The sequence below is a fragment of the Streptomyces sp. HM190 genome (genome assembly GCF_009857135.1).
GTDB classification, from domain to species: domain Bacteria; phylum Actinomycetota; class Actinomycetes; order Streptomycetales; family Streptomycetaceae; genus Streptomyces; species Streptomyces heilongjiangensis.
Window position 1 is genome coordinate 5,140,601 of record NZ_CP047318.1, and the last position, 23,512, is coordinate 5,164,112.

At 71.5% G+C, this 23,512-nt stretch carries 15 protein-coding genes and 1 pseudogene; 11 read left to right on the plus strand and 5 right to left on the minus strand.

All coding sequences use genetic code 11. The features are described from left to right. Positions 1 to 6 precede the first annotated feature (6 nt). The 3 genes from nuoL to nuoN are packed head-to-tail and all read left to right on the plus strand — an operon-like array spanning position 7 to position 5,203. Entirely contained in the window at positions 7 to 1,953 is a 1,947-nt protein-coding gene (gene nuoL, locus GSY65_RS21960; protein WP_159771502.1) for an NADH-quinone oxidoreductase subunit L, read from the plus strand. Between the two features lie 5 nt (positions 1,954 to 1,958). After that, positions 1,959 to 3,557 carry an NADH-quinone oxidoreductase subunit M gene (locus GSY65_RS21965; RefSeq protein ID WP_159771505.1) on the plus strand — a complete coding sequence of 533 codons (1,599 nt, stop codon included), beginning with the start codon at positions 1,959 to 1,961 and terminating at the stop codon, positions 3,555 to 3,557. Then, on the plus strand, positions 3,554 to 5,203 hold the full coding sequence (gene nuoN, locus GSY65_RS21970) for an NADH-quinone oxidoreductase subunit NuoN (RefSeq protein ID WP_159771508.1): 1,650 nt from the start codon (positions 3,554 to 3,556) through the stop codon (positions 5,201 to 5,203). The genes GSY65_RS21965 and nuoN overlap by 4 nt, the downstream gene beginning before the upstream one ends. An 88-nt stretch (positions 5,204 to 5,291) precedes the next feature. Here the strand turns inward: nuoN and GSY65_RS21975 are convergent, their stop codons facing one another. Next, positions 5,292 to 5,822, minus strand: a complete 531-nt coding sequence (locus GSY65_RS21975; RefSeq protein ID WP_159771511.1) for a hypothetical protein — start codon at positions 5,820 to 5,822, stop codon at positions 5,292 to 5,294. 316 nt (positions 5,823 to 6,138) lie between these two features. Between GSY65_RS21975 and recQ the strand changes: the two genes are divergently transcribed. Next, entirely contained in the window at positions 6,139 to 8,382 is a 2,244-nt protein-coding gene (gene recQ, locus GSY65_RS21980; RefSeq protein WP_236579962.1) for a DNA helicase RecQ, read from the plus strand. A 90-nt stretch (positions 8,383 to 8,472) separates the two neighbouring features. On the opposite strand, the gene fahA is transcribed toward recQ, so the two are convergent. Continuing rightward, positions 8,473 to 9,690 carry a fumarylacetoacetase gene (gene fahA / locus GSY65_RS21985; RefSeq protein ID WP_159771514.1) on the minus strand — a complete coding sequence of 406 codons (1,218 nt, stop codon included), beginning with the start codon at positions 9,688 to 9,690 and terminating at the stop codon, positions 8,473 to 8,475. A 231-nt stretch (positions 9,691 to 9,921) separates the two neighbouring features. Here fahA and GSY65_RS21990 point away from each other — a divergent pair, with 231 nt between their 5' ends. The 3 genes from GSY65_RS21990 (at position 9,922) to GSY65_RS22000 (ending at position 13,765) form a co-directional block, all read left to right on the plus strand. Further along, positions 9,922 to 11,304: a carboxylate--amine ligase gene (locus GSY65_RS21990; protein WP_443043302.1), complete on the plus strand. Its 1,383-nt coding sequence runs from the start codon at positions 9,922 to 9,924 to the stop codon at positions 11,302 to 11,304. 43 nt (positions 11,305 to 11,347) lie between these two features. Next, complete coding sequence (locus tag GSY65_RS21995; RefSeq protein WP_159771517.1) at positions 11,348 to 12,550, plus strand: FAD-dependent oxidoreductase; 1,203 nt, start codon at positions 11,348 to 11,350, stop codon at positions 12,548 to 12,550. 408 nt (positions 12,551 to 12,958) lie between these two features. Then, on the plus strand, positions 12,959 to 13,765 hold the full coding sequence (locus tag GSY65_RS22000; RefSeq protein ID WP_159771520.1) for an HAD family hydrolase: 807 nt from the start codon (positions 12,959 to 12,961) through the stop codon (positions 13,763 to 13,765). 73 nt (positions 13,766 to 13,838) lie between these two features. On the opposite strand, the gene GSY65_RS22005 is transcribed toward GSY65_RS22000, so the two are convergent. Beyond that, positions 13,839 to 14,603, minus strand: coding sequence for a transglycosylase SLT domain-containing protein (locus GSY65_RS22005; RefSeq protein ID WP_159771523.1), 765 nt, complete (start codon positions 14,601 to 14,603; stop codon positions 13,839 to 13,841). 983 nt (positions 14,604 to 15,586) lie between these two features. Between GSY65_RS22005 and GSY65_RS22010 the strand changes: the two genes are divergently transcribed. The 4 genes from GSY65_RS22010 (at position 15,587) to GSY65_RS22030 (ending at position 20,363) form a co-directional block, all read left to right on the plus strand. Beyond that, positions 15,587 to 16,597, plus strand: coding sequence for a polyprenyl synthetase family protein (locus tag GSY65_RS22010; RefSeq protein ID WP_055520257.1), 1,011 nt, complete (start codon positions 15,587 to 15,589; stop codon positions 16,595 to 16,597). 387 nt (positions 16,598 to 16,984) lie between these two features. Further along, entirely contained in the window at positions 16,985 to 18,322 is a 1,338-nt protein-coding gene (locus tag GSY65_RS22020; RefSeq protein ID WP_201452624.1) for a LolA family protein, read from the plus strand. Between the two features lie 81 nt (positions 18,323 to 18,403). Further along, positions 18,404 to 19,426, plus strand: coding sequence for an ABC transporter ATP-binding protein (locus GSY65_RS22025; protein ID WP_159771532.1), 1,023 nt, complete (start codon positions 18,404 to 18,406; stop codon positions 19,424 to 19,426). Beyond that, the gene (locus GSY65_RS22030; RefSeq protein WP_236579966.1) at positions 19,413 to 20,363 is read left to right on the plus strand and encodes an ABC transporter permease; all 951 of its coding nucleotides are present in this window, start codon (positions 19,413 to 19,415) and stop codon (positions 20,361 to 20,363) included. The genes GSY65_RS22025 and GSY65_RS22030 overlap by 14 nt, the downstream gene beginning before the upstream one ends. Positions 20,364 to 20,670: 307 nt before the next feature. On the opposite strand, the pseudogene GSY65_RS34750 reads toward GSY65_RS22030, so the two are convergent. Together GSY65_RS34750 and GSY65_RS22040 are read right to left on the minus strand one after the other, a co-directional pair. Beyond that, positions 20,671 to 20,906: pseudogene (locus tag GSY65_RS34750) on the minus strand (NUDIX domain-containing protein); the annotation flags it as partial. Positions 20,907 to 20,921: 15 nt separating this feature from the next. Next, a complete protein-coding gene (locus tag GSY65_RS22040; RefSeq protein WP_159771535.1) occupies positions 20,922 to 23,498 on the minus strand; it encodes a hypothetical protein in 2,577 nt (858 codons plus the stop codon). Positions 23,499 to 23,512 lie beyond the last annotated feature (14 nt).

Consider the following 23,512-nt stretch of genomic DNA (forward strand, 5'->3'; position numbering starts at 1 on the left):
AGAATCGTGGAGAACCTGATTGCGCTGCTGATCGCGGCGCCCCTGCTCGGAGCCGCGGTCCTGTTGTGCGGCGGCCGGCGCCTCGACGCCGTCGGCCACTGGATCGGCACCGTCCTCGCCGCCGCCTCGTTCGTCGTCGGTGTCGTCCTCTTCGCCGACATGCTCGGCAAGGACCCCGAGAACCGCGCGATGCACCAGTTCCTGTTCAGCTGGATCCCCGTCGGGGGCTTCCAGGCGGACGTCGCCTTCCAGCTCGACCAGCTGTCGATGACGTTCGTGCTGCTGATCACCGGAGTCGGCTCGCTCATCCACGTGTACTCCATCGGATACATGGAGCACGACGAGCGCCGCCGCCGTTTCTTCGGCTATCTGAACCTGTTCCTCGCGGCGATGCTGCTGCTCGTCCTCGCCGACAACTACCTGCTGCTGTACGTCGGCTGGGAGGGCGTCGGTCTCGCCTCCTACCTCCTCATCGGCTTCTGGCAGCACAAGCCGAGCGCCGCCACCGCCGCGAAGAAGGCCTTCCTGGTCAACCGCGTCGGTGACGTGGGCCTTTCCATCGCCATCATGCTGATGTTCACCACCTTCGGGACGTTCGCCTTCGGGCCGGTCCTGGAGGCCACCGGTGAGGCGACCGAGGGCAAGCTCACCGCCATCGCCCTGATGCTGCTGCTCGCCGCCTGCGGCAAGTCCGCCCAGGTGCCGCTGCAGTCCTGGCTCGGGGACGCGATGGAGGGCCCGACCCCGGTCTCGGCCCTCATCCACGCCGCGACCATGGTGACCGCCGGCGTCTACCTGATCGTCCGCTCCGCCGACATCTTCAACGCCGCCCCGGACGCCCAGCTGGTGACCACCGTGGTCGGCGCGGTCACGCTGCTGTTCGGTGCGATCGTCGGTTGCGCGAAGGACGACATCAAGAAGGCGCTCGCCGGTTCGACCATGTCGCAGATCGGCTACATGGTGCTCGCCGCCGGCCTCGGCCCCATCGGCTACGTCTTCGCGATCATGCACCTGGTGACGCACGGCTTCTTCAAGGCCGGGCTGTTCCTCGGCGCCGGTTCGGTCATGCACGGCATGAACGACGAGGTCGACATGCGCAAGTACGGCGGCCTCCGCAAGTACATGCCGATCACCTTCATCACGTTCGGCCTCGGCTACCTCGCCATCATCGGCTTCCCCGGCCTGTCCGGCTTCTTCTCCAAGGACAAGATCATCGAGGCGGCGTTCGCCAAGGGCGGCACCGAGGGCTGGATCCTCGGCGGCGTGGCCCTGCTGGGCGCGGCCATCACCGCGTTCTACATGACCCGCGTGATGCTGATGACGTTCTTCGGCGAGGAGCGCTGGCGCAACCAGCCGTCCGCCTCCCCCGCGGAGCCGGACGTGGAGCCCGCCGCCGAACACCACGGCGCCCAGGGCGAACCCCACCCGCACGAGTCGCCCAAGGTCATGACGGTCCCGATGATCGTGCTGGCCGTCGGATCGGTCTTCGCGGGCGCGTTCTTCAGCATCGGCGACCGGTTCATCCACTGGCTGGAGCCCGTCACCGGCCACGCGCACGGGAACCCGCCGATCGGCGCCGCGGCGGTCACCGCCTCCACGGTCGCCGTGATGGTCCTCGGCGTCGGTCTCGCCTGGCTCCAGTACGGGCGCCGCCCCGTCCCGGTCGTCGCCCCGCGCGGATCGCTGCTCACCCGGGCCGCCCGCCGCGACCTCTACCAGGACGACTTCAACCACGTGGTCCTCGTGCGCGGCGGAGAGCACCTCACCCGATCCCTGGTCTACGTCGACCACACCCTGGTCGACGGTGTCGTCAACGGCACCGCGGCCGGCATGGGCGGCCTCTCCGGGCGGCTGCGCCGCATCCAGAACGGCTATGCCCGGTCGTACGCGGTCTCGATGTTCGGCGGCGCTGCGATCCTCATCGCCGCGACCCTGCTGATGAGGGCGGTCTGATACCGATGTCCTTTCCTCTGCTGACAGCGACGGCGGTGCTCCCGGCCCTGGGTGCGATCGCCACGGCCGCCGTACCGGCCGCCCGGAGGGCCGCCGCGAAATGGCTGGCGCTGATCGTCTCGCTGGCCACCCTGGTGCTCGCCGCGGTCGTCGTGGTCCGCTTCGACCCCGGCGGCGACCGCTACCAGCTCACCGAGTCCCACGCCTGGATCAAGGACTTCGGGGTCCGCTACGAACTGGGCGTCGACGGCATCGCCGTCGCGATGATCGCGCTCACCGCGCTGCTGATCCCGTTCATCATCCTCGCGGGCTGGCACGACGCCGACCCCGTGGAGACAGGGAGCAAGCGGTGGCGACCGACTCAGGGCTACTTCGCTCTCATTCTGGCCGTCGAGGCGATGGTGATCATCTCCTTCGAGGCCACCGACGTCTTCCTCTTCTACATCTTCTTCGAAGCCATGCTCATCCCGATGTACTTCCTCATCGGCGGCTTCGGGGACCGGGCCCACGGCTCGTACCGATCTGCCGCCACCGCGGCGCGGGGCGAGGAGGCGGCGTCCACCCAGCGGTCGTACGCCGCGGTGAAGTTCCTCCTCTACAACCTGGTCGGCGGCCTGATCATGCTGGCCGCGGTCATCGGCCTGTACGTCGTCGCCGGGAACTTCTCCCTCACCCAGATCGCCGAGGCCCGCGCCAACGGCACCCTGGACATGGCGACCAACACCGAGCGGTGGCTGTTCCTCGGGTTCTTCTTCGCCTTCGCGGTGAAGGCCCCGCTGTGGCCGCTGCACACCTGGCTGCCCAACGCCATGCAGGAGTCGACGGCCCCGGTCGCCGTCCTGATCACGGCGGTCGTCGACAAGGTCGGCACCTTCGCGATGCTCCGCTTCTGCCTCCAGCTGTTCCCGGAGGCCAGCACCTGGGCGACGCCCGCGATCCTCGTCCTCGCCCTCATCAGCATCATCTACGGGGCGCTGCTCGCGGTCGGCCAGCGCGACATCAAGCGGCTGGTCGCCTACGCGTCGATCTCCCACTTCGGGTTCATCGTCCTGGGCATCTTCGCGATGACCAGCCAGGGCCAGTCGGGCGCGACGCTCTACATGGTCAACCACGGCATCTCCACCGCGGCCCTCATGCTGGTCGCCGGGTTCCTGATCTCCCGGCGCGGATCGCGGCTCATCGCCGACTACGGCGGTGTCCAGAAGGTCGCCCCGGTGCTCGCCGGCACCTTCCTGATCGGTGGCCTCGCCACCCTGTCGCTGCCGGGGCTCGCCCCGTTCGTCAGTGAGTTCCTGGTCCTGGTCGGCACGTTCGCCCGCTACCCGGTCGTCGGGATCATCGCCACCTTCGGCATCGTCCTCGCCGCGCTCTACACCCTCGTCCTCTACCAGCGGACGATGACGGGCCCGGTGAAGGCCGAGGTCGAGGGCATGGCCGATCTGCGGGTGCGGGAACTCGTCGTGGTCGCCCCGCTGATCGTCCTGCTGATCTTCCTGGGCGTCTACCCGAAGCCCGTCACCGACATCGTCAACCCGGCGGTCAAGCAGACCTTGTCCGACGTGGAGAAGAAGGACCCCCAGCCCGAGGTGGAGGCGGCCAAGTGAGCGCATCAGCCGTCCACAGCCTGTGGACAACGGCGGCCGAGCCGATCGACAAGATCGGCGCGCCGGACATCGAATACGGGCAACTGTCGCCCACCCTGATCGTCATCGGGGCGGCCATCCTCGGCGTGCTGGTCGAGGCGTTCGTCCCCCGCAGGACCCGCTACCACGCCCAGGTCTTCCTGTCCGTGGTCGCGCTCGCCGCCGCCTTCGCCGCGGTGATCGCGCTCGCGGCGGGCGGATACGCCACGACCAAGTCGGGCATCGTCGCGATGGGCGCCGTCGCCGTCGACGGACCGGCCCTGTTCCTGCAGGGCACGATCCTCCTCGCCGGCATCCTCGGCGTGTTCACCTTCGCCGAACGGCGACTGGACCCCGCGGCCCACGGCAACCGCGTCGACTCCTTCGCCGCACAGGCCGCGTCCGTCCCCGGCAGCGACAGCGAGAAGGCCGCCGTCAAGGCGGGCTTCACCACCACCGAGGTGTTCCCGCTGCTGCTGTTCGCCGTCGGCGGGATGCTGATCTTCCCCGCGGCGAACGACCTGCTGACCCTGTTCATCGCCCTGGAAGTGTTCTCGCTCCCGCTGTACCTGCTGTGCGCCGTGGCCCGCCGCAAGCGGCTCATGTCGCAGGAGGCCGCGGTCAAGTACTTCCTCCTCGGCGCCTTCGCCTCCGCGTTCACCCTCTTCGGCATCGCCCTGCTGTACGGCTACGCGGGCTCCGTGCGGTACGGCACCATCGCCCGGGTCGTCGACGGCACCGTCGGCGAGGTCACCCCGGCTCTCGCCGGCACCATGGGCAACGACGCGCTGCTCCTCATCGGCGCCGCCATGGTCGTCATGGGCCTGCTGTTCAAGGTCGGCGCGGTGCCGTTCCACATGTGGACGCCCGACGTGTACCAGGGCGCCCCCACCCCGGTCACCGGCTTCATGGCCGCGGCCACGAAGGTGGCGGCGTTCGGCGCGCTCCTCAGGCTCCTGTACGTCGTCCTGCCCGGTCTGCGCTGGGACTGGCGGCCGGTCATGTGGGCCGTCGCCATCGTCACCATGCTGGGCGGCGCGATCGTCGCGATCACCCAGACCGACATCAAGCGCCTGCTCGCGTACTCGTCGATCGCGCACGCGGGCTTCATCCTCGCCGGTGTCATCGCGACCACGCCGGACGGCGTCTCCTCGGTGCTGTTCTACCTGGGCGCCTACTCGTTCGTGACGATCGGCGCGTTCGCCGTGGTCACGCTCGTGCGGGACGCGGGCGGCGAGGCGACCCACCTCTCCAAGTGGGCCGGGCTGGGACGGAGGTCACCGCTGGTCGCGGCCGTGTTCGCGGTGTTCCTGCTGGCTTTCGCGGGCATCCCGCTGACCTCCGGGTTCGCGGGCAAGTTCGCCGTGTTCAAGGCCGCCGCGGAGGGCGGCGCCGGCGCGATCGTCGTGGTCGGTGTGATCTCCTCGGCGATCGCCGCGTTCTTCTACATCCGCGTCATCGTGCTCATGTTCTTCAGCGAGCCGCGCCCCGAGGGCCCGACGGTCGCCGTGCCGTCACCGCTGACCATGACCGCGATCGGGGTCGGCGTGGCCGTCACGCTCGTCCTGGGTGTGGCACCGCAGTACTTCCTGGATCTGGCGAGCCAGGCGGGAGTGTTCGTGCGCTGACGCTCAGCTCGGCGGCGACGGGACGAAGGGACCCGGCCCCCTGGGGCCGGGTCCCTTTCGTGTGCGCGGCGCGGGCTGCGGTGCCGGGTCAGGGTGTGGGCCTCGGCCTGTCGATGGGGCACCGCACCTCGGGGTTCCAGGGGTGGAAGACACCCTTCGGGTTCTCCTTGTACAGCCAGGCGTGCAGCGCGTAGTGCTTCGGCAGACCGGGGACGTCGGTGAACGGGCCGCCGAACTGCCTGCCGAACAACATCGGGCGGGCCTGGCCGGTGTCCCGGACGATCCACTCCACCGCGACCAGCCCGCGCCTGCCGTCCTTCTGCTCGTACAGCAGCGCGGCGGGCTCGGAGGGTTCGAGCGAGTCGATGTTGTCCGGGTTGACGTAGTGGTAGCCCATACCGCCCTCGCCGGGCAGGACGGCGCACTCCTCGGCGCCCTCGTACCCGTCGCGGGCGGGGAACGGCTCGTACGCGTACGTCGACGTCGCGAGGTAGGTCTCGCCCAGTCCGTGCCAGGTGCCCGGCGAGGGGCCGTACAGGGAGTCGGCGTGCGCGGGGGCCGCGGTGCACATGACGGCGGTGGCCAGGGCGAGGGCGCGGGCGGCCTTCAACGGGGACATGTCGCGGAGCTCCTTGCGGGGGAGAAGGGGGCGCGCGGGGGCGGCGCCCGGGGCGTGGGGTGGCGGGCCCCCCTCCCGCGTCAGCATCGCCCGGCCCCCGGGCGCCTGCCATGCGGGGCGTCCGATGGGCTGAGGCACGGCCACCGGCCGAGATCTCCGACGGGTGGAGCCTGTGGATAACTCTGAGGCTGTCGGTGCGGGCGCCTATCGTGGCAGGGGCTGGAGGAAACGCGGACGGCGCGGAACACAAGGCGCGGTACACAGGGCGCGTCACCAGGGCGCGGAGCACGGGGCACGCAGGCACGGGGGACGGACGATGATCGGGACGGGCGGGACGAGTGTGATGGCGGACGAGGGCAGGACGACGGCGGCGGCAGAACCGGAGGACGGCGAGTCCGCCCCGGCCACCCCACGGCCGGACGGCGGCGGGACGCCGACGGCGGGCCCGGGCACGGGGCGGCCGGCGGAGAGCGAGGCGCTGGCCGTGCTGCACCGCGTCTTCGGCTACGACGCCTTCCGGGGCGAGCAGGAAGCGGTCATCGACCACGTGGTGGCGGGCGGCGACGCCGTCGTCCTCATGCCGACCGGCGGCGGCAAGTCCCTCTGCTACCAGATCCCGGCCCTCGTCCGTCCGGGCACGGGCATCGTGATCTCCCCGCTGATCGCGCTGATGCAGGACCAGGTGGACGCGCTGCGGGCGCTCGGCGTGCAGGCGGGGTTCATCAACTCCACGCAGGACTTCGACGAGCGGCGCGTCGTCGAGGCCCAGTTCCTCGCCGGCGAGCTGGACCTGCTCTACCTCGCCCCGGAGCGGCTGCGCCTCGACGCCACCCTCGACCTCCTCGCCCGCGGCAAGATCTCCGTCTTCGCGATCGACGAGGCGCACTGCGTCTCCCAGTGGGGACACGACTTCCGGCCCGACTACCTGAACCTGTCGCTGCTGGGGCAGCGCTGGCCCGACGTTCCCCGCATCGCGCTCACGGCCACCGCGACCCGCGCCACGCACCGGGAGATCACCGAGCGGCTCGCCATGCCGCAGGCGCGGCACTTCGAGGCCAGCTTCGACCGGCCCAACATCCAGTACCGGATCGTGCCCAAGGCCGACCCGAAGAAGCAGCTGCTGTCCTTCCTGCGGCAGGAGCACCCGGGCGACGCCGGCATCGTCTACTGCCTGTCCCGCAACTCGGTCGAGCGGACGGCCGAGTTCCTCAGCGGCAACGGCATCCAGGCCGTGCCGTACCACGCCGGTCTCGACGCGGGCACCCGCGCGGCGCACCAGTCGCGGTTCCTGCGCGAGGAAGGGCTCGTGGTCGTCGCCACGATCGCCTTCGGCATGGGCATCGACAAGCCCGACGTACGGTTCGTCGCCCACCTGGACCTGCCGAAGTCGGTCGAGGGCTACTACCAGGAGACCGGCCGCGCCGGCCGTGACGGGCTGCCGTCCACGGCATGGATGGCATACGGACTGAACGACGTCATACAGCAGCGCAAGCTCATCCAGGGTTCGGAGGGCGACGAGGCGTTCCGCCGCCGGGCCGCCGCCCACCTCGACGCCATGCTGGCGCTGTGCGAGACGGCCCAGTGCCGACGCGGACAGCTCCTGCGCTACTTCGGCCAGGAACCGACCCCCGGCGGCTGCGGCAACTGCGACACCTGCCTCGTCCCGCCGGAGACCTGGGACGGCACGGTCGCGGCGCAGAAGGTGCTCTCCACGGTGGTGCGGTTGCAGCGGGAGCGCGGGCAGAAGTTCGGGGCCGTGCAGATCGTCGACATCCTGCTGGGGCGGCGGACCGCGAAGGTCATCCAGTTCGACCACGACCAGCTGTCCGTCTTCGGCATCGGCGCGGAGCTGTCCGAGGGCGAATGGCGCGGCGTCGTACGGCAGTTGCTCGCGCAGGGCCTGCTCGCGGTGGAGGGGGAGTACGGCACGCTGGTGCTCACCGAGGCCAGTGGGGAGGTGCTGCGGCGGGAGCGGGAGGTGGCCCTGCGCAAGGAGCCGAAGAAGCCGGTGACCTCGCGGTCGGCGTCGGCGTCGGGTTCGTCGGGCTCCGGGCGTGGCGAGCGGAAGGCCAGGGCGGCCGTCGTGGAACTGCCGGAGGAACTGCAGCCGGTCTTCGAGGCGCTGCGGGCGTGGCGCGCCGAGCAGGCCCGCGAACAGGGCGTACCGGCGTATGTGATCTTCCACGATGCCACGCTCCGGGAGATCGCCTCGATGGGACCCACGTCCGTGGCCGAACTCGGCACGATCAGCGGCATCGGCGAGAAGAAGCTGGCCACGTACGGGGAGGGCGTCCTCGGGGTGCTCGCCTCACTCGGCGGCGCGGCGTCCCAGGAGACACCGGCGGCGGAGGCCGCGGGGACGGAATCCACGGCGATGGCGGACTCGGCGGATCCGGGGGCTTCGAGGGCTTCGGGAGGGGCGGCTTCCGGAGCCTCGGCCCCCGCGGCGGCGGGCTCCGGAAGGTCGGCGGGCCCTGCGCGTGACGGGGGCGCCGGGGACGCGGACAGCTTCTACGACTGGCCCGAGGACGAGCCTGAACCCGACGACGACTGGGCCTAGCCAGGGCGGGCGTGGCCCCTTGTGCCCGTCGTGGTCCGCCGCCGGCGGGCCCGGAGGATCGAGAGGGCCCCGCCGGCCGGGACGCTGTCCCTACTGCGGTGACGGGACGATTCTGCCCGTCACCTCGCCCAGCGCGATCCTCGTGCCGTTCGCGCCGGGGGCCCAGGCTGTGAGGGTCACCTCGTCGCCGTCCTCCAGGAAGGTGCGCTTGCCGGTGGGGAGGTCCAGGGGGTCGCGGCCGTTCCAGGTGAGTTCGAGGAGGGAGCCCCGCTGGTCGGCGGCGGGGCCGCTGACCGTGCCGGAGCCGTAGAGGTCGCCGGTGCGCAGGGAGGCCCCGTTGACCGTCATGTGGGCCAGTTGCTGGGCGGCGGTCCAGTACATGGTGGAGAAGGGGGGCTCCGCGACCACGTGGCCGTTCACGGCGACCGAGATGCGCAGGTCGTAGCCGCCGGGGTCCTCGGCGGAGTCGTCGAGGTAGGGAAGGAGGTCGTGGGTCCGGGACGGCGGGGCCACGCGGGCCTCGTCGAGGGCGTCCAGAGGGGTGATCCACGGTGAGACCGAGGTGGCGAAGGACTTGCCGAGGAAGGGGCCCAGCGGCACGTACTCCCAGGCCTGGAGGTCACGGGCCGACCAGTCGTTGAGGAGGGTCACGCCGAAGACGTGGTCCCGGAACCCGGAGAGGGGGACCGGGTGGCCCATGCGGGTGGGCGTCCCCACGACGAAGCCGACCTCCGCCTCGATGTCGAGACGGACCGAGGGGCCGTAGACGGGCGCCGGGTCCGCGGGCGCCTTGCGCTGGCCGGAGGGGCGCACCACGTCGGTGCCGGAGACGACGACCGTGCCGGACCGGCCGTGGTAGCCGATCGGCAGGTGCTTCCAGTTGGGGGTCAGGGGGTCCGGGGAGTCGGGGCGGAAGATCTGGCCGACGTTCCGGGCGTGGTTCTCCGAGGCGTAGAAGTCGACGTAGTCGGCCACCTCGAAGGGGAGGTGCAGCGTGACGGAGTCGAGGGGGTGGAAGAAGGGGCTGATCGTCTCGCGGTGGGAGGGGACGGTCACCCAGGCGGTGAGGGCCCGGCGGACGTCCGACCAGGCGGTGCGGCCCGCCGCGAGCAGGGGGTTGAGGGTCGTGTGGGCGAGGAGGGCGGCGTACGGGGAGCCCAGGGCACGGGCCGCCCCCGCCGCGTCGAGGACGTGGTCGCCCAGGCGGACCCCGACGGAGCGGGTGTCGGAGTCCGAGAGGGAGAAGACGCCGTAAGGGAGGTTGTGCGGACCGAAGGGGTGGCCTTCGGGGACGTCGAAGGGGGGCATGGGGTGCTGCCTCGCTCTCGTGCGTGCCGGCGTTCCGTCTGGTCGCGGCACACGTTACGGGGCGATGACGGGAACGGGGAGTGTCTAAAGAGTTCGCAATGTCCTGATAGGGGAGGGTCGGAGTGGATGATTCCGGCTTAGCGTCCTCTGGGGGCACGGACGGGGTGGGTCCGGGTCCGGTGAGGGGGACACGTGGGGGGACCCGTGGCCAGGGGCGCCGGGCGTGCGCCGATCCCGGTGGATCGGGATGTTCCCGGGCTCATCGTCAAGTTCGGTGACTATCCGCTGCACCACGGTGGTGTCGGGGCGATCCGCAGTCTGGGGCGGCTCGGGGTGCCCATGTACGCGATCACCGAGGACCGTTGCACACCGGCCGCCCTCTCGCGGTACCTGCGGCGGGCGTTCGTCTGGCCCACCACCGGGACCGAGGAGCCCGAACGTCTGGTCGAGGGGCTGCTCAGGATCGGGCGGGAGATCGGACGGCCGACCGTGCTCGTGCCGACCGACGAGGAGGCCGCGGTGCTGATCGCCGAGCACCAGGACGCGCTGGGGCCGGTGTTCCTGTTCCCGCGCGTCGACGCCAAGCTGCCGCGCCGCCTCGCCAGCAAGCAGGGGCTGCACGAGCTGTGCGTCGAGCACGGCGTCGCCAGTCCGACCGCCGCCTTCCCGCAGTCGTACGACGAGGTCGAGCGGTTCGCGGCACGGGCCCGTTTCCCGGTGGTGGCCAAGAACCGGGAGGCGTTCGAACGGCGCCGGCAGCCCGCCGTCAACGGGACGACCCGGATCGAGAGCCCCGAGGCGCTGCTGCGGCTCGCCCGCGGATGGGGCGGGCGGCCCGGGGTGATCCTCCAGGAGTACCTGCCCCGGGAGGACGCCGAGGACTGGATCGTGCACGCCTACTTCGACGCGGACTCCGCACCGCTCGCCCTGTTCACCGGGGTGAAGGTGCGCTCGTGGCCGCCGCACGCGGGGATGACGGCGAACGCCTACATCGTCGACAACCCGGAACTGGCGGACATCGCGGCACGGTTCATCAAGCAGATCGGCTTCAGTGGCGTCATCGACCTGGATCTGCGCTTCGACCGCAGGGACGGGCTGTACAAACTGCTCGACTTCAACCCGCGGATGGGCGCGCAGTTCCGGATCTTCGAGAACGAGGCGGGAATCGACGTCGTACGCGCCCTGCACCTGGATCTGACCGGACGTCCGGTGCCGGAGGGGGAACAGCTCGCCGGGCGGCGGTACATCGTGGAGAACATCGACCTGCCGGCCCTGCTCGCCTACCGGCGCAGCGGGTACACCACCCCGCACGCGCCCGCCCGCGCGAACGGTACGGAGCTGGCGTGGCTCGCGGGTGACGACCCGATGCCGTTCCTCACGATGCTCGCGCGCTTCGTGCGACCGGGCGCGAAGCACCTCTACCAACTGTGGCGGGCCAACCGGGCCAACCGGGCCAACCGGGCTGGAGAGGCCAGCGGGGTCAGTGGGGCCGGCCGGGCCGGGCGGTCGGGGCGGTCCGGCCGGTTCCGCCGGTCCACTCGGTTCCGCCGGTCGCGCCAGGGGGGTCGGGGCCGGTGGGTCGGCGGGGGCGACCGCTTCGGGCTCCACGGCTAGGCAGTGCACGAAGCAGGCACATCGCGTCCTGGGGAGGGACTTCGTGATCCAACCGGTAGCAGTCATCGGCGCCGGGCCGTTCGGTCTGTCCACCGCCGCCCATCTGCGGGCGCACGGCATCGCGGTCCGCGTCTTCGGCGAACCCATGGTCAGCTGGCGGGACAGCATGCCCGCCGGGATGCTCCTGAAGTCGACACCGGCCGCGTCCAGCATCGACGCGCCGCAGCGCGGCAACACCCTGCGCGACTACTGCGACGCGGCGGGCGTCCGTCGGCTGGTCACGGACGAGGACATCATCCCGGTGGAGACCTTCGTCTCCTACGGCGAGTGGTTCCAGCAGCGGCTGGTGCCCGAGCTGGAGCGGGTGCGGGTCGTCTCCGTGGACCGCGGTGGGGGCGGCGGCTTCGAACTGAAGCTGGACTCGGGGGAGTCCTTCACCGCGCGGGCCGTCGTCGTGGCCAGCGGACTGTTCGGGCTCGCGCACGTGCCGGCCGAGCTGGCGGGGGCGGCCGGCGACGGGCCCACCCCCGGCGGGCCGGTCTCCCACAGCTCCCAGCACCACGACCTCGGACGGTTCGCCGGCAAGGAACTGATCGTCGTGGGGGCCGGGCAGTCCGCGCTGGAGACGGCCGTCCTGGCCGCCGAGGCGGGGGCCCGGGTGCGGGTGGTCGCGCGGGGCCGGGGCGCGGTGGCGTTCGGGGCGCCGCCGTGGCGGCAGCCGCGGCTGCGGCCGGAGTCGCCGTTCGGGCGTGCCTGGTCGCTGTGGGCGCTCAGCTACTACCCGCACCCGTACCGGTACCTGCCCGCCGGGGTCCGCCACCACCTGGTCCGCCGGGTGCTCGGGCCACTCGGGGCGTGGTGGCTGCGCGAGCGCTTCGAGGGGCACGTCGAGGTGCGGGAGGTCGACCGGGTGGTGCGCGGCGGCGTCATCGACGGAGGGCCACGGCTCGTGGTGCGGGGGCACGACGGGCGCACGGAGGAGATGGCCGCCGACCACGTCGTGGCGGCGACCGGGTACCGGGTGGACCTCGGGGCGATGGGCTTCCTCGGCCACGAACTGCGGACCAGGCTGGAGGTGAGCCGGGGGACGCCGGTGCTGGGGGCCGGATTCCGGTCGTCGATTCCGGGGCTGTACTTCACGGGGCTGCCGGCGGCCGCCTCGTACGGGCCGGTGATGCGGTTCGTGTGCGGGACGGAGTTCGCCTCGCCCCGGCTGGCCCGGCATCTCGCGGGCGCGCACGGCTAGAGCGTGTTTCGAAAGTCCCGTCTGCCCGGCGGCGTCCGGCACGCACGCTCGCCGCTTTGTCGGGATCGTCGCGGTACCAGCGGTATCGGGGCGACCCTCCGCCGTGCGATCGCACGCACCGGACGCCGCCGGGCCTGCCCTCCGGGCAGACGACGCTCCTTTCGCTGGGAGCGCCGCCCGGATCACGCCGACACGGGGACGGCCTCGGGGTCGGCGGGGGCGGGCGGGCGCGTGCGCTGCGGGGGCGAGCCGGTGCGGGCGCGAAGGGGTCGGGCGCGCGGTGTCCTGCGTGCCCCTCGTTCGGGCGCCGTCGGCGCCCCCGGCGATGAACACGGGTTCGGACAAGGGGAGTTGACGTCGGCTGGTTCCGGGCGAACCGATGGGGGTCGGCATCCGTATTCTCTGATCATGGCCGCTCCCACCGCATATTCACTCATCGCCACTGACCTGGACGGAACGCTCCTGCGCAGTGACGACACGCTCTCCGATCGGTCCCTCGCCGCATTGGCGCAGGCCACGGAGGCCGGTGCTCAGCACCTCGTGGTGACGGGACGGCCGGCGCCGAGAGTGCGCCCCCTCTTCGACGACCTCGGCAACAGGGGGCTCGCGGTGTGCGGCCAGGGCGCGCAGTTGTACGACCCCGGCGCGGACCGGATGCTCTGGTCGGTCACCCTCGACCGGGAGCTAGCCGAGACCGCGCTCGGCAAGATCGAGGCGGAGGTCGGCCAGGTGTACGCCGCCGTCGACCAGGACGGCGTCGACGGCCTCACCCTGATCGAGCCCGGCTACCTCATGCCGCACCCCACGCTGCCCGCCCTGCGCGTACCGCGCCGGGACGACCTGTGGTGCGAGCCCATCAGCAAGGTGCTGCTGCGCCACCCGTACCTGTCGGACGACGAGTTGGCCTCGGCGGCGCGCACGGCGGTCGGTTCGCTGGCGACGGTCACCATGTCGGGGCCCGGCACCGTCGAACTCCAGCCGTGCGGCATCACCAAGGCCACCGGTCTCGCCCTGGCCGCCGAACACCTCGGCCTCACGCCGGGCGAGACCATCGCCTTCGGGGACATGCCCAACGACATCCCCATGTTCGACTGGGCCGCGCACGGGGTCGCCATGGCCAACGCCCACCCCGAACTCAAGGCCGTCGCCGACGAGGTGACCCTGTCGAACGAGGACGACGGGATCGCGGTGGTGCTTGAGCGGCTGTTCGCCTGAACGCCCGTTCCCCCCGGGCCGGGGACCCGGGGGGAACGGACAGGGAACGGACCGGCCCGAGGGCCCGGCGGGATCAGTACGCGCCGAAGACGTTGTCGATCGAGCCGTACCGCGCGGCGGCGTAGTTGCACGCCGCCGTGATGTTCGCGACCGGGTCGAACGGGTCGTAGGCGGTGCCGGGCACGTGGTACGCGGCGAAGGTCGGGTCGATGACCTGGAGCAGGCCCTTCGACGGGGTGCCCGCGGCGGCGTTGGAGTCCCAGTTGTTGATGGCCTGGGGGTTGCCGGAGGACTCCCGCATGATGTTGCGGTGGATGCCGTCGTACGAGCCGGGGATCCCGTTGCGCGCCATGATGTCCAGCGACTCCCGGATCCAGCCGTCGAGGTTGTTCGCGTACGTCTTGACGGACGCCGGCGTGGCCTGGGCCACCGTGCCGGCCGGCTTGCTCGTGACCGCCGGCTTCTTCGGCGCCGCGGTCGTCTTCGTCGCCTTGAGCTTCAGCTTCAGGCCCGGGCGGATCAGTTGCGGGTCGTCGCCGACGGTCTTGCGGTTGTCCTTGTAGAGCTGTTGCCAGCCACCGCTGACACCGTGCTTCCGCGCGATCGAGGACAGGGTGTCTCCGGAGACGACGGTGTAGGTGACGGACTTCGGGACGACGGCCTGCGCGGTCCGCGCGGCCGACTGCACGGAGGCGGCGGCCTGGGTCGGCTGGGCGGCGCTTGCGGTGCCGACCGCGGTGAGCGGCAGTACGAGGGCGACCCCGCCCGTGCCGGCGGCGATGACGGCACGGCTGAGCGCGCTGGTTCTGGAACGGTGGTGCTTGCCTCGTCCGGGCATGACTGATTCCTCTCCGTCGCCTGCGAGGTGAGCTGTCGGGTTCGGGCTGGAGGTGCCCGGCCGTACTCGGCCAGCCGGCGTGCGCTGTGCGTGCGGCGCGCGCCGGTGGTCCGTGCGTGGCTTCACCCCGAGCCGGTCCGGTGGGGAATGCCGGACCGGCGGCTTACCTGGGTCCCCCGCTCCTGCCGTGCGTGGTCGAGTGGTCGGGTGTGGGAGTCCGGGCGGCGGCAGGATTCGGCGGTCCGTCCGGACGGGGAGTGAACGTATGCGAGAGCACACGAGAGGAACAAGCCCCGAATCCGCATATGGGTGTAGTTGACCTTGAGTTTGCCCGAAATGGGCGTCGGGTTCGCGCGCTTTGCGCATCTCAACTTGCCTACTGCAAAGGGAAACCGGGGAGGGGGTGACGGAGTGTGACACGGGGTCCGCGTGACTCAACTCACGGGAGGAGTGGGGTGAAGTGCGGGTAACGCGCAAAACGGTCAACTCGGGTTGCCTGAAAGGCCGGTTTGGGGTGATGTGCGGGGTGGGGCGAGAGTGGTGCACAGGGGTGCATTTCGGTCACCGGAGGGTGGGGTCGATCGGGGTGCTGGCCGCGTGGGAGCCAGGGGCTCGGGTGGGTGGTGAAGGGGTGTCCGGGTGGGTGTCCGGATCGGTGTCCGAGTGGGTACCCGGGTGGGTGTCCGAGTGGGTACCCGGGTGGGTGTCCGAGTGGGTACCCGGGCGGGTGTCCGGCTGGAGTGTCACTGCCGTGGCGCGCGTGCCGACGAATATCTGCACATATCCCATGATCGGGAATATTTCGGGCGCCCGTCCGTGTTGTGCGGGTCGAACCCGTGGGCGCTCGTGGTGATCGAAAGGTGACCGGATACGCTGACTCGGGTGATGGCAGCGACAGATCGACAAACTGTGTCATCGACCGTGAGACCGACCTAGACCGACCGTGTGATCGTCAGCAGACGTCAGCAGACAGGAGAACCCTCGTGACCGTCGTCGAGCCGTTCGGGCTGAGCGCGCGGGACCAGGCTCTCGAAGCCGATGTCCAGGCCGGATTGGCTGCCGTCGAGGAGGGTCTGCTGGAGGCCACCAAGAGCGAGGTCCCCTTCATCCAGGAGGCCGCCCAGCATCTGCTGCGCGCGGGCGGGAAGCGGTTCCGTCCGCTGCTCGTGATGCTCGCCGCCCAGTTCGGCGACCCGTACGCGCCCGGGGTCGTCCCGTCGGCCGTCGTGGTCGAGCTGACGCATCTGGCCACGCTGTACCACGACGACGTCATGGACGAGGCCGAGGTCCGCCGGGGCGTGCCCAGCGCCAACGCGCGGTGGGGCAACTCCCTGGCCGTCCTGACCGGCGACTTCCTCTTCGCCCGTGCCTCCCACGTCCTTGCCGACCTCGGCCCCGACGCCGTCCGCATCCAGGCCGAGGCGTTCGAGCGGCTGGTCACCGGGCAGATCCTGGAAACCGCCGGGCCCCGCGACGGCCGCGACCCCATCGACCACTACCTCGACGTGCTCGGCGGCAAGACCGGCTCGCTGGTCGCCGTCGCCGGACGGCTCGGAGCGCTGATGGCCGGCGCCGACGAGACCGTGGTCGACGTGCTCACCCAGTACGGGGAGCGGCTCGGCGTCGCGTTCCAGCTCGCCGACGACGTCCTCGACATCGCCTCCGACTCCCACGAGTCCGGCAAGACCCCCGGTACGGACCTCCGCGAGGGCGTGCCGACCATGCCGGTGCTGCGGCTCCGCGAGCGGGCGGGCCGGCTCGGCGAGCCCGACGACCTCGCCCTGTGCGAACTGCTCGACTCCGACCTCACCGACGACGCGCGTCACGCCGAGGCCCTGGCCCGTCTCCGGGTGCACCCCGCGCTCGAACAGGCCCGCCGGGACACCGTGCGGTACGCGGAGGAGGCGCGGGCGGTCCTGGCACCCCTGCCGCAGTGCGGAGCCAAGGAGGCCCTGGTCGAGCTGTGCGACGCGGTGGTGCACCGGGCCGGTTAGGGACCGGGCCGGTTAGGGCCCCGGCTCCAGGGCCCCGGTCCGTCGGCTCCACCTCTCGGCCCGCTGGCTCCCTCTCGGCCCGCTGGCTTCCTCTCGGTCCTCGGGCCGCTTCCCGGTCCTCGGGCTCCCTCCCGGGCCTCCGGTTGTACCTGGGTCCTCCGGTTTCTCCCTCGCTCCTGCGGTTGTCCGTCCCCTACGGGTTTCCCCGGGTGCCGTCATCCCGTCGCAGTTGCCGTGTCATCCCGTAGCAGTACGTCGAGTTGAGCCCCGAGTCTGACGATTCCCCTCCGCCGATTTGGTCAGATGGGTATCACCACTCCTCACCGATTCGGGTGAGAATGGCGGCTCTCAGTGGAAGCCGCCGCCGACGACGGAGGTAAGGCACACATGGCACCGTACGAATCCGACGACAGCGCCCGCGCCGGTGACGCGGCCGTGCTCGCGGCCGAGGCCGAGGAGATGCGTTCGGCGCGACGCCGCAAGGCCGCGCGGTACGTCGTCCCGGCCACCGTGCTGGGCGTGGCGGCGGCGACCATCGGTCTCGTCCCGGCCTTCGCCGGCTCCGGTGATCCCGATCTGCCGAAGATCAGCGCGCAGGAACTCATCGAGAAGATCGCCGCCTCGGACGTACAGCGCGTGTCCGGAACGGTGAAGGTCACCACGGATCTCGGCCTGCCCGACCTGGGCGGCCTCGCCGACACCCTGGGTGCGCAGGGTTCCTCCGGCGGTGCCGGCTCCTCCGCCGACCCGTCCTCCAAGCTGCTCGAACTCGCCTCCGGCACCCACACGTTGCGGATCGCCACCGACGGCCCGGACAAGCAGAAGCTGTCCCTGCTGGACAAGACCTCGGAGTACAGCCTCATCCACAACGGCGACGAGGTGTGGGCGTACGACAGCGCCTCGAACGAGGTGTACCACGCGACCGGCGCCGGAGAGGAGGGCAAGGGCGGCAAGGACGGGAAGGGCCGCGAGGACGTGCCCGCCACGCCGCGGCAGCTGGCCGAGGAGGCCCTGAAGGCCGTCGACGACACCACGTCCGTGACCGTCGACGGGACCGCGCAGGTCGCCGGGCGCGACGCGTACAAGCTGGTGATCGCGCCCAGGCAGTCCGGCTCGACGGTCGGCGCGATCTCCATCGCCGTCGACGCGAAGACGGGGCTGCCCCTGAAGTTCACGCTGACCCCGGCGAGCGGCGGCTCGGCCGTCGTGGACGCCGGCTTCACCCAGGTCGACTTCGGCAAGCCCAGCGCCTCCACCTTCGACTTCACCCCGCCGAAGGGCGCGAAGGTCACCGAGGCCGACGAGGTGGAGAAGTCCGGCCACCGCGGCGACAAGGCCGACGAGTTCGGCGAGGACTTCGGCAAGGAGTTCGGCGAGGACTTCGGTGCGGACCTCGGCAAGGACTTCGGTGCGGACTTCGGCACGGGCGCGGCCGGGGGCGAAGCCGGGGCCGGGCTGAAGACCGTCGGCAAGGGCTGGAGCGCCATCGCCGTGATCGACAGCGGGGCCGAGGGCGGCATGCCCACCGGCGGCTCCGAGTCGTTGGGTGACAGCCGCGTCGACGGGTTCCTGAACTCCCTGGGCGACCAGGTCAAGGGCGACTTCGGCTCCGGTACGGTCTTCAAGACCCGCCTGATCAACGTCCTGTTCACCGACGACGGCAAGGTGTACGCGGGCGCCGTCACCAAGGACGCGCTCGTGAAGGCGGCCGACGCCGACCGGTAGGCCCGTACGCCGTACGCCGTGCGTCCGAACGGGTGTGCGGTCGTACGGCGTACGCCCGTACGTGACGTGAATGAGGGAGCCATGCAGGAACAGTCCGCCGCCGCACCGGACCCGCACCCGGGCGCGGACCCGGACCCGGGCTCGGACGGCGTCGGTGCGAGGGCGGGCGCCGGTGCGGCGGTGATCTCCACGCGCGCGCTCACCAAGCGCTACCGCGGCGGGCAGCTCGCCGTGGACGGTCTCGACCTGACCGTCCCCGCGGGCAGCGTCTTCGGCTTCCTCGGTCCCAACGGCTCGGGCAAGACCACCACCATCCGCATGCTCATGGGCCTGATCGAGCCGACCTCCGGTACCGCCGAGGTCCTCGGCAGGCCCATGCCGCGATCCGCCCGCACCGTCCTGCCCGAGGTCGGCGCCCTCATCGAGGGGCCCGCGCTGTACGGGTTCTTCTCCGGCCGCGACAACCTCCTCCGGTACGACGCCGCCGACCCGACCGCCGACCCCCGCACCCGGCACGCACGCGTCGGGGCCGCACTGGACCGGGTCGGGCTCACGGCAGCCGCCGGCAAGAAGGCGAAGGCGTACTCGCTGGGCATGAAGCAGCGGCTGGGCCTCGCGGCGGCGCTGCTGCGGCCGCGCCGCCTCCTCGTCCTCGACGAGCCGACCAACGGGCTCGACCCGCAGGGCATGCGGGAGATCCGCACCCTGGTCCGCGCGCTTGCGTCCGACGGCACCACCGTCTTCCTCTCCTCCCATCTGCTCGACGAGATCGAGCAGGTGTGCACGCACGCCGCCGTGATGGCGCGGGGCCGGCTGATCACCCAGGGCCCGGTCGCCGAACTGGCCACCGGGGCCCGGGGCCGGCTCGTCGTCACGACCCCCGACCCGGCGGACGCCGCCCGGGTGCTCAAGGAGCAGGGGGTCGGTGACGTCGTGGTGACGGAGGACCGGGTGACCGGGGAACCACCGGACCGCGACCTCGCCGAACTGAACGCGGCGCTGGTCACCGCGGGCGTCCGGGTACGCGGCTTCGGCGTCGAACGCGCCTCCCTGGAGGACGCGTTCCTGGCACTGACGGGGGAGGGCTTCGATGTCGCGGGCTGAGCACAGGGACACCGCCGACGGTGGGGCCGCAGCGGCTGTCGCGGCCGTTCCGAGGGCCGTGGGGGCGGGCGGCGCGCCGAGCCGGCTGTGGACCTCCGGGCTGTTCCGCAGCGAGCTGCTCACCACCTTCCGGCGGTGGCGGACCCTCGCGCTGCTCGCCGTGCTCGCGGCCGTGCCGGTGCTCGTCGGGATCGCCGTGAGGATCGAGACCGGCGACGGGTCGTCGGCGGGCGGCGGTCCGGGCGGAGGTGGCGGTGGCGGCGAGGGCCCGGCGTTCATCGCGCAGATCACCAACAACGGGCTGTTCCTGGTGTTCACGGCACTGGCCGTGACCCTGCCCTTCTTCCTGCCGATGGCGGTCGGTGTCGTCGCGGGGGACGCGATCGCCGGGGAGGCCAACGGGGGCACCCTCCGCTATCTGCTGGTCGCGCCCGCCGGCCGCACCCGGCTGCTGCTCACCAAGTACGCCACGGTGATGACGTTCTGCCTGGTCGCGACCCTGGTCGTGGCGGCGTCCGCGCTGGCCGTCGGAGCGCTGCTGTTCCCCCTCGGCGAGGTGACGACGATCTCCGGGACACGCATCGGCTTCGGCGAGGGACTCCTCCGCGCGCTGCTGATCGCGTTGGCGGTGGCCGCGTCGCTGCTCGGGATCGCCGCGCTGGGACTCTTCGTCTCGACCCTCACGAACAGCGGCATCGCCGCGATGGCGACCACGGTCGGGCTGCTCATCACCGTCCAGATCCTCGACCAGATCCCGCAGCTCGACGCCCTCCACCCGTACTTCTTCTCCCACTACTGGCTGTCCTTCGCCGACCTCATGCGCGAGCCGGTCTACTGGGACGACCTCCAGCGCAACCTCGGCCTCCAGGCCCTGTACGCGGCGGTGTTCGGCTCGGCGGCCTGGGCACGGTTCACCTCGCGGGACATCACCGCGTAGACGCTCCGCCGGAGGCGCGGTGAGGCGCGGTGAGGCGCGGTGAGGCGCGGTGAGGCGGTGGTGTCGCCGCCGGGCAACCGCGAGGCGATCGTGGGCCGGTGGGGACCGGTGGGGCCGGTCGCTCGGCCTCGGCAGCGGCGTACGGAAAACGTGCGAACGGCGCCACGGCCGAGGAGGGCAAGGGGACCGAGCGTGTCTGTGCTCATGAGCCTGCGGCGGTGTCGGGGGTCGGCAGGTCCAGGAGGAGCGCCATGACGCCGCTGACGATCTCCCGGTGGCCGATCATCGCGGGGATCTGCTACGCGTGGACCAGTGCGCGCTGCGACCCGGGGCGCCAGCCCCGTCTCCTCTTCCAACTCCCGTGCCACTGCCGCCTCGGGCCGTTCCCTGTCCTCCACCAGCCCCATGGGCAGCTCCCAGCCCCAGGTGTCCGTGACGAAAACGGTGCCGCCATATCATCAGCACCCGCCGCCGCTCGTCCACGGCGGGTTCGTCAGCCGCGATCACTCTCTTCCCGGTTCTCCGTCCGTTGGTCCAGGGCACCAGTTCACGCGTGACTCATCGCTTGTGTGTGCCCCCGCCGCCTCCTTGCTGTGGCGGGCGCGGGATGCGCGGCGGCTGGGTGGGGGTGGGGGTGGTGGTGCCCGGTGTCGGACGGGTGGGGGAGTTCGTCGTGGATCGCCTCTGGGCGGACTGGAGACGGGCCGTGGCCGACAGCGGGTTTCCCCCTGCGCCCGGTGCGACCCCAGGTGCTTTGGCCGACTGCCCCACGGTCATCTGCTCAGCCCGGTGCTTGGCCATGTTGTCAGCTTGCAGGGCGGTGGCCATGAAGCCGGCGGCCACGTTCCCGCTCTCCGGCGGGGCCGTCTTGCGGTCGATGACGGCCAGCTTCGCCATGTCTTGCTGGCTGAAGATGTTGCCGGGCAGCATGCGGGACGCGGCTCCGGTCACATCGACCGTGTGCTTCCGGTCGTCGACGTGGAAGTGGAGTCGGTAGCCGAGATACTGCTCGTTCTTGTCGAAGAGCAGTTCACCCTGGACCTGACCGCCCTGCTGCCGTGCCCAGCGGTCGAGGGTGTCCGCAGCCTGGGGCAGCCGTGCCACTCGGCCGAGGCAGGCGACATACGCGTCTCCCTCGACGTGGAGCGCCTTCAGCCGTACGCCGCCCTCCGGTGTCCGGACCGTCTCGACGGCGCCCAGTCGCTGGTTGGCCACGGTGACCAGCCGTCCGTTGCCGCCGAGTTCGGCGTCGTACTGCCGACGCATCGCCAGATACTGGGCGTCGTTGTGCAGCACCCAGGGCGCCGCCGTTCCCACCATGGTCACCCGGGCGTTCGGGTTGCCCTCCAGGATGATCTCCGTATTGGCGATGGCCCCACCACCGATTCCGGCGATCACCCAGTTGTCGGCGACCGTCGGGTCGTATGTCCCGTCCCCCACCTCGTCGCCCAGGAGGACTCGTCCCGGTGCGGCGTTACTGGCTTCCTCCCATTTGGCGACCGCATCCAGGGTGGTCCGGGCGCCGGCGACCCTCGGATCGGTCGCGGATTCCAGTGCCTCGGCCACCCGGGGATCGGCGAGAACCTGCAACGACGCGGCCGCACGGCCCTCCCCCGCGGGCAGCGCGGCCAGCCGGTCACGGGCCTGAAGCGCCTCGGGAGTGCCTACCGCAGTGAGGTGACCGTCGAGAACCTCCGTGGCCTCCGCCACCGTGGGTGTCTTGCGGTCCACCCCCGGAACGACCTCGGGCGGGACACCGGTGGCCACGAGCGGCGTCCCCACCACCTCGACCTTCACGGGTGGCGTGCCGTCCATCGGCGTGATCTCGGCGAGCAGGCGGCCCTTGTCGTCGAGGGCCAGCGTGGCGCGTCCGTCGACCAGAGGACCGCGCGTGGCCGCGGTGTCTTCCCAGAGTTGCAGGGCGGCCAGCGAGACGCGCTCCTCGGGGTCCCCGAACTCGTAGGGATTCCACCCCACTTCCCTGAGGTGCCGCACCTGGTCCGCGGACTGCACGATGCCCTTGATCGGGTCGACGTGCCATCGTCCGCGCGAGTCGACGAGCAGTGCGTCGGGGTCACGTCCAGCGAGTGCGGCGCCACCGCCGATCATGATCTGGCGCTGCGGATACTGCCCCTGGGGTAGGGAGGCGGCCTCCGCGCGGAGCTGGTCCAGCGTCTGAGCGCTGACCGAGGTTCGCTGCCGGGCCGCCTCGTCCCGTGCGGCACCGAGCTCCTCGCGGGTGAGGGGCGTGCCGTCGGGGCGCCGGCCTGGGAGTGGGAAGGACCGGGACGTGCCCACGGGCGCCTGATTCGTGCGGGCCTGCTCGACGCGTGCCCGGTGGTCCAGGACGACCTGGGCGTCGGACGCGCCGAGTTGCTCGACCGGCTTGCCGAGTTCGCCCAGCGCGACGACCGCCTGCGGAGTCAGGTGCGGTTCCACGATGTCGGTCCGGATCCTGGCCGCGTACTGCTCGATCTCACGGGCCGCAGTGTTCTCGGCCGGCGCACTGGGGCGCAGGCCGGTGTGATCGATCAGCTGGGAGAGCTCGCCGCGGGCATCCGAGCGCTGCTCAGGAGTGAGGGTTCCGTCGCACATACGGGCTGCGAGGTAGTTCAGCTCGCCGATCCGCCCCAGATCCTCATCGGACAGCTCGGGCCTGGCCGGCAGCGCGGCGCGGCGGGTCAGCATGTCCTGTGCGGCCGGGGCCTCGGCACGGGCCGCCCGTTCCCGTACGGAGAGCAGTTCGTTGACCTCGTGGCTCAGCGCACGGCCGATCTGCTCGGGTGCGATGCGGTCCGAGATCTGCACGACATGGTTGTCGGACGTGGTGTTGACGAAGCTGCGGGCCACGGTTCGCTCGGGCAGGGACGCGGCCTCCAGACGGATGGTCAGCGTCTTGCCGCGCTCGTCACTGAGTGTGAAGAAGCGCCGGTCGCCCTCCTCGGTGATCCCGTGCGAGCGCAGCCGGTCGGCGTACAGGGCCTGGACCACCGTGGGGAGCGCGGCCTCGGCGTCGGCCCGGAGGCGTTCCTCCGGGGCGCGCGTGCCGCTGCTGGCACGGAAGCCGGTACCCAGGACGTCTGTGGCTGTGATGACGACCTCTTCAGGACGCCTTGGATCGTTGTCCTGGCTCACCGACGTCTCCCCCT

Excerpts from the sequence above, each read along its gene's own strand:
- GSY65_RS22025 (WP_159771532.1), top strand. The coding sequence starts at position 18,404 with ATGCAGGAACAGTCCGCCGCCGCACCGGACCCGCACCCGGGCGCGGAC.
- GSY65_RS22005 (WP_159771523.1), bottom strand. The coding sequence starts at position 14,603 with ATGCCCGGACGAGGCAAGCACCACCGTTCCAGAACCAGCGCGCTCAGC.
- GSY65_RS22000 (WP_159771520.1), top strand. The coding sequence starts at position 12,959 with ATGGCCGCTCCCACCGCATATTCACTCATCGCCACTGACCTGGACGGA.
- GSY65_RS22020 (WP_201452624.1), top strand. The coding sequence starts at position 16,985 with ATGGCACCGTACGAATCCGACGACAGCGCCCGCGCCGGTGACGCGGCC.
- GSY65_RS22030 (WP_236579966.1), top strand. The coding sequence starts at position 19,413 with ATGTCGCGGGCTGAGCACAGGGACACCGCCGACGGTGGGGCCGCAGCG.
- GSY65_RS21975 (WP_159771511.1), bottom strand. The coding sequence starts at position 5,822 with ATGTCCCCGTTGAAGGCCGCCCGCGCCCTCGCCCTGGCCACCGCCGTC.
- recQ (WP_236579962.1), top strand. The coding sequence starts at position 6,139 with ATGATCGGGACGGGCGGGACGAGTGTGATGGCGGACGAGGGCAGGACG.
- fahA (WP_159771514.1), bottom strand. The coding sequence starts at position 9,690 with ATGCCCCCCTTCGACGTCCCCGAAGGCCACCCCTTCGGTCCGCACAAC.
- GSY65_RS21965 (WP_159771505.1), top strand. The coding sequence starts at position 1,959 with ATGTCCTTTCCTCTGCTGACAGCGACGGCGGTGCTCCCGGCCCTGGGT.